General features: G+C 69.3%; 5 protein-coding genes. 1 reads left to right on the plus strand and 4 read right to left on the minus strand.

Annotated features, from left to right (window positions below; translation table 11 throughout):
- Positions 1 to 88: 88 nt before the first annotated feature.
- The 4 genes from lpdA to rpmE all read right to left on the minus strand — a co-directional run bounded on the left by lpdA (position 89) and on the right by rpmE (position 4,064).
- The gene (lpdA, locus tag ACFWW9_RS25295) at positions 89 to 1,474 is read right to left on the minus strand and encodes a dihydrolipoyl dehydrogenase (RefSeq protein ID WP_390382683.1); all 1,386 of its coding nucleotides are present in this window, start codon (positions 1,472 to 1,474) and stop codon (positions 89 to 91) included.
- A gap of 10 nt (positions 1,475 to 1,484) precedes the next feature.
- On the minus strand, positions 1,485 to 2,690 hold the full coding sequence (locus ACFWW9_RS25300) for an acyl-CoA thioester hydrolase/BAAT C-terminal domain-containing protein (protein WP_390382686.1): 1,206 nt from the start codon (positions 2,688 to 2,690) through the stop codon (positions 1,485 to 1,487).
- Positions 2,691 to 2,708: 18 nt separating this feature from the next.
- Positions 2,709 to 3,767, minus strand: coding sequence for a peptide chain release factor 1 (gene prfA / locus ACFWW9_RS25305; protein WP_390382689.1), 1,059 nt, complete (start codon positions 3,765 to 3,767; stop codon positions 2,709 to 2,711).
- Positions 3,768 to 3,851: 84 nt separating this feature from the next.
- The gene (gene rpmE, locus ACFWW9_RS25310) at positions 3,852 to 4,064 is read right to left on the minus strand and encodes a 50S ribosomal protein L31 (protein ID WP_390382692.1); all 213 of its coding nucleotides are present in this window, start codon (positions 4,062 to 4,064) and stop codon (positions 3,852 to 3,854) included.
- A gap of 261 nt (positions 4,065 to 4,325) precedes the next feature.
- Between rpmE and ACFWW9_RS25315 the strand changes: the two genes are divergently transcribed.
- Positions 4,326 to 4,736: a hypothetical protein gene (locus tag ACFWW9_RS25315; protein ID WP_390382695.1), complete on the plus strand. Its 411-nt coding sequence runs from the start codon at positions 4,326 to 4,328 to the stop codon at positions 4,734 to 4,736.
- Positions 4,737 to 5,650: the final 914 nt, after the last annotated feature.

Consider the following 5,650-nt stretch of genomic DNA (forward strand, 5'->3'; position numbering starts at 1 on the left):
CGGGGCTGGGGGTGTGGGTGGTCTTTCCGGGCTGGTATGTCGGGGGGGGGGCCGGCCCCCCCCCCCCCCCCCCCCACGTCCGTGGACCTCAGAAATTGATCATGTGCCCGGCGAGGCCGTGCACCGCTTCCTTGACGGCCTCGCCCAGGGTCGGGTGGGCGTGGACGTTGCGCGCGACCTCGTGGACGGTCAGGTCCCACTGCTGGGCCAGGGTCAGCTCCGGCAGCAGCTCCGTGGCCTCCGGGCCGATGATGTGGGCGCCGAGCAGCTCGCCGTGCGTCCCGTCGCTGATCAGCTTCACGAACCCGCCGGGCTCGTTGAGGCCGTGCGCCTTGCCGTTGGCGGTGAACGGGAACTTCGCGACCTGGACGTCGAAGCCCTTCTCGCGGGCCTGCGCCTCGGTGTAGCCGAAGCTCGCGATCTGCGGCTGGCAGAACGTGGCGCGCGGGATCATCACGTAGTCGAGTTCCATCGTCTCGGCGTCGCCGATGGTCTCGGCGGCGACGATGCCCATGGACTCGGCGGCGTGGGCGAGCATCAGCTTCGCGGTCACGTCGCCGATGGCGAAGATGTGCGGCACGTTCGTGCGGCAGCGGCCGTCGATGTCGATCGCGCCGCGCTCGGTCAGCTTCACGCCGGTCGTCTCCAGGCCGTAGCCCTCGACGCGCGGTTGGAAACCGATGGCCTGCATGACCTTGTCGGCCTCCAGGACCTCTTCCTTGCCGTCCTTGGTCACGGTCACGCGCACCTTCGGGCCGGACTCGTCGATCGACTCGACGCGCGTGCCGGTGCGGACCTCGACACCGAGCTTCTTGTACCGCTTGGCCAGCTCGGTGGAGACCTCGACGTCCTCCAGCGGCACCATGCGGTCGAGGAACTCGACGATGGTGACCTTCACGCCGTAGTTGTGCATCACGTAGGCGAACTCGACGCCGATCGCGCCCGCGCCGGCGATGATGATGCTCTCGGGCAGTTCCTCGCTGAGGATCTGCTCCTCGTACGTCACCACGCGGTCGCTCTTGGCCGTGCCGGGCAGCATCCGGGTCGTCGCGCCCGCCGCGATGATCGCGTGGTCGAACGTCACCGTCTCGCCGTTGACGACGATCGTGTGGTCGTCGGTGAAGGCGCCCTTGCCCTGGTACTCCGTGATGCCGTTCTTCTTCATCAGGAAGTGCACGCCCTTGACGCGCCCGTCCGCGACCTTGCGGCTGCGCTGGAACGCCACGCCGTAGTCGAAGCTGACCGTGCCGTCGACCTTGATGCCGAACGCCTTCGCCTCGTGGGTGAAGATGTGCGCCAGCTCGGCGTTGCGCAGCAGCGCCTTCGAGGGGATGCAGCCGACGTTGAGGCACACACCGCCCCAGTACTTCTCCTCGATGATCGCGGTCTTCAACCCGAGCTGGGCCGACCGGATCGCGGCGACGTAGCCTCCAGGGCCCGCACCGAGGACCACGACGTCAAAGTGTGCGCTCATGGCCACCACCCTAGGTGCCCAGCTGCTCCGAGAAGAACCGGAGCGACCGACGCCACGCGTCCGCTCGGGCCGCCGCCGTCGCCGAGGGCGTGCCACCCATCTCGAACACCACACCGGGACCCGGCACGCGCACGTCCGTCGTCGGCCGGTGGGGCGGTCCGGCGATCAGGTGGCCGGCGTCCGGGTAGGACACGTGCTCGTACGGGAACGGGTGGTCGTGCTCGTCCAGCCGCCGCTCGGCGACCTCGCTCAACGCCGCCGACGGCCAGCTCCGGTCGTCGCCCGCGGACAGCAGCAGCACGCCGCCGAGGGTCTTCTCGACCGGGATCACCGCGTCCTCGGGCACCCCGTCGGACAGGTCGAACGCCTGCGCCAGGCTGGTCGGCACGTCGTCGACCACGTCCGCGCGCAGACCGTCCGGGACGGAGTACGGCAGGTACGGGAGGGCCTCGCCCTTGAGCGTCCAGGACGCGGCCTCGTGCTGGAGGACCTGGAGCAGGTTGCGGCCCGGCCCGATGCCCTGCGTCACGACACCGCTGCCGACCACGCTCACCACGGCCCGGACCTGCGAGAACGTCGCGCCGAGCAGGAGCGCCAGCTCACCGCCGCGCGACCCGCCGAGCACGCCGATCTCGCCCGCGCGGGCGGCCAGGTACGTGAGCGCCTTGCCGAAGTACTCCAGCGGCACGTCCACGAGGTGCTCCGGCACGCCGGGCGTGCCGAAGTAGGCGAGCGCCAGCGTCGTGAAGCCGTGACCCGCGAGCAGCGCCGCGTCGACCTCGTGCAGACCGCCCTCGGAGCCGCCGAGCACGAGCACGCCGGGGTGGGTGTCCTCGTCGTCCGGCTCGAACAGCACGCCCACGAGACCGAGCGCGTCCACCTCGGTCCGACGCACGCCCTCGGGCGTGGCCAGGCGGTGGAGTTCGACCTTGCCGACGCCGTCGACCTCCAGCAGCACCGGCCCCGGCTTGCCGCCGGTGGACCGCAGCGACCAGAACAGGCCCATCGGGTCGACACCGGAGTAGTCGCCCTCGACGGGCGCGTGCCGGGTGAGGTCGACCACACCGTGCTCGTCGGCGGTGAACACGGCCGACGACGAGCGGTCACCGGTGCTCAGGGTGAGCGTGGCGGGCGAATCGGGTGGGAGTCCGGTCACCTTGACGGCGACCGGCCGATCGAGAGGCGCTTCCAGGGGGTCGACCACGATCTCGGCCACAGCGCGCCTCCTCGACAGTCACGTACCAGCGAGTCGCTCCGCCCGGTCGGCGGCCGCGAGCGCGTCCAGCACCGCGTCGAGGTCGCCGTCGAGCACCTGGTCCAGGTTATGTGCTTTGTACCCAACCCGGTGGTCGGAGATGCGGCTTTCCGGGAAGTTGTACGTCCTCACCCGTTCGGACCTGTCGACCGTGCGGATCTGGGTCTTGCGGGCGTTGGACGCGTCCTGCTGCGCCTGCTCCTCCGCCAGCGCGACCAACCGCGACTGGAGGACGACCATCGCGCGCGCCTTGTTCTGCAACTGGCTGCGCTCGTTCTGGCAGGACACGACGATGCCGGTCGGCAGGTGCGTGATGCGGACCGCGGAGTCGGTGGTGTTGACCGACTGGCCGCCCTTGCCCGACGAGCGGAACACGTCGACGCGCAGGTCCTTCTCGTCGATCTCGACCTCGACGTCCTCGGTCTCCGGGAACACCAGGACACCGGCGGCGGACGTGTGGATGCGGCCCTGCGACTCCGTCACGGGCACGCGCTGCACGCGGTGCACACCGCCCTCGAACTTCAGCCGCGACCACACCCCGTCCGGGGTGTCCACCTTGCTCTTGATGGCGACCGTGACGTCCTTGAAGCCACCGAGGTCCGAGTCCGTGCCGTCGAGGACCTCGGCCTTCCAGCCGTGGCGCTCGGCGTACCGCAGGTACATGCGCAGCAGGTCGCCCGCGAACAGCGCGGACTCCTCCCCGCCCTCACCGGACTTGATCTCCATCAGCACGTCGGACGAGTCGTGCGGGTCACGCGGCAGCAGCAGCTCCGTGAGCCGCGACTCCAGCTGCGGGATCCGGACCTTGAGCTCCTCGGCCTCGGCGGCGAACGCCTCGTCCTCGGCCAGCTCGGTCGCCGCCTGGAGGTCCTCGCGGGCCTGGTCGAGGTCGCGAACAGCCCTCACGATCGGCCCCAGCTCGGCGTAGCGCTTCCCGAGCTTGCGAGCACCCGCCTGGTCGGCGTGCACCGCCGGGTCGGCGAGCTGCTTCTCCAGGTCGGCGTGCTCGGCGAGCAGGGCGTCAAGGGGCTGGTTCACTGGTGCTCCTGTGCTTCGTTCCGGGCAAACGAAAACGACGCCCGACCCGAGCCGTGGCGGCTCGGGCGGACGTCGTGGACGAAGCTACTTGGCGCGCTTGCCGTAGCGGGCCTCGAAGCGCGCGACCCGGCCACCGGTGTCGAGGATCTTCTGCTTGCCGGTGTAGAACGGGTGGCAGTTGGAGCAGACCTCGACGTGGATGGAACCGGAGGTCTTCGTGCTGTGCGTGGTGAACGCGTTCCCACAGCTACAGGTCACGTCGGTGGAGATGTAGTTCGGGTGAATGCCAGTCTTCAACGTCTCGTCCCTTTCAGCGGTGTGGCCGCCGGGTCCCCAGGTTTGGGGTGAACCGGAGCCGGACTCGACTAGAGAGTCTGCCAGATTGCCTGACGAAGGCGAAAACGCCGGCCGACGCCCGGTTGTTCCCGACCACCGGACGTGATGTGGCCCACCGGTCACCGCACCCGTTCGCCGATGCTGGACGTCCGTTCGGCGCAAGCCGACGCCGTTCGACTACGGGGAGCAGCACGTCAGCGAGTTCACCCCCACAATCGCACCGTGCTTTGCGCCACCGGACGCCCACTGAGCCTCACCACGTGGCTCGCCGTGCCCTACCTGTTCAGCACAGCGGTCACCGGCCTGACCGGCCTGGCAGGCGTGCTGGTCGGAGCGTTCGGCTGGACCATCACCCTCTCGACCCCGGTGTTCGGCGCGGCGACGGCGGTGACGGCCGCGGCGGCGTCCTCGGTGAGGTGGCGCTCGACCAGGCAACGGCGCTGGTTGAGGTGGAGTTACCCGACATCGGTGCTGGTGGTGGGGATCGCCGTGGACGGGGTCCACCTGCCGGTGGTGGTGGCCATCGGGTTGGGGATCCCGATCGTCGGGCTGTTGATCAGCAGGTACGTGGTGGAGCGTCGGCACAGCGCCGCGTTGGCGGCTGAGGGCCGGTATTCGCACACGGGGTGTTGAGCGGCTTGGGGCTGGGCCTCGACCCGACTCGCACCGGGACTAGCCGGACTTTCTCGGGCCCGACCTAATCCCGCACCGGGACCGACCGGACTTCCATGCCGCTCGGCCCCAACCCGCACCGGGATCTCTGAACTTTCCCTGGCCCCGGCCTCTACTCGCACAGGGACTCACTGGGTTTTCTCCGGGGCTCCCCGGCCGGTACCCGCGCCGGGACTTCAGGACTTTCTCGCCTCCCGGCCGTTACTTGCGCCGGGACTTACTGGACCTTCATGGCCCTCGGCCTCAGCCGGCACCGGGACTGACTGGGGTTTCTCTGGGCCGCCGGCCGGCACTCGCACCGGGACTTCGGGACCTCTCGGGCCCCCGGCCCCAACTCGCACCGGGATCTCTGGACTTCTTTGGCCCCCGGCCTCCACTCGCACCGGGACTTCCGGACCTTCTCCGGGCCCCCGGCCGCAGCCGGACCGCCGTACCAACCGCAGCGTCCCGCTTCTTTTGAACACCTTTCCCCGGACGCACCCCGATTTTTAGCGCTCATCGCACCCCTTTCGCTTTGTCAAGCCGTCTTTCCAGGCTTGACAAAGCGAAAGGGGTGCGAGATACTCAGCGCAATCGGGGTGTGACCGGAAACCCACCCCCACCTTGACTGGTGGCCACGGCGGCGCTGGAGTCGCCCGCCCGTGAAGACCCCCCGACACATAGCCTACGACGGGGGTACGACACTCCTGGGCGATCAGCATCACCGCAGCTCACAGCCCCCTCGCAGCCGAAACCGAAAGTGATCCGGGGGTTCCTCCCGGAATCGCTGGAAGGATCCGCGCGACGGCCGGCTTGACTTGGGGCCCCTAGATTTGAGCCTTTGTCGGGCCAAAACGGCAGGTTCAGAAGCCGCAGCCCGACAAATTTTAAGGCTC

Source organism: Umezawaea sp. NPDC059074 (assembly GCF_042738955.1).
GTDB lineage: Bacteria > Actinomycetota > Actinomycetes > Mycobacteriales > Pseudonocardiaceae > Umezawaea.

What these genes read in the sequence shown, in the direction of transcription:
- lpdA (WP_390382683.1), bottom strand. Translation starts at nt 1,474, where the DNA reads ATGAGCGCACACTTTGACGTCGTGGTCCTCGGTGCGGGCCCTGGAGGC.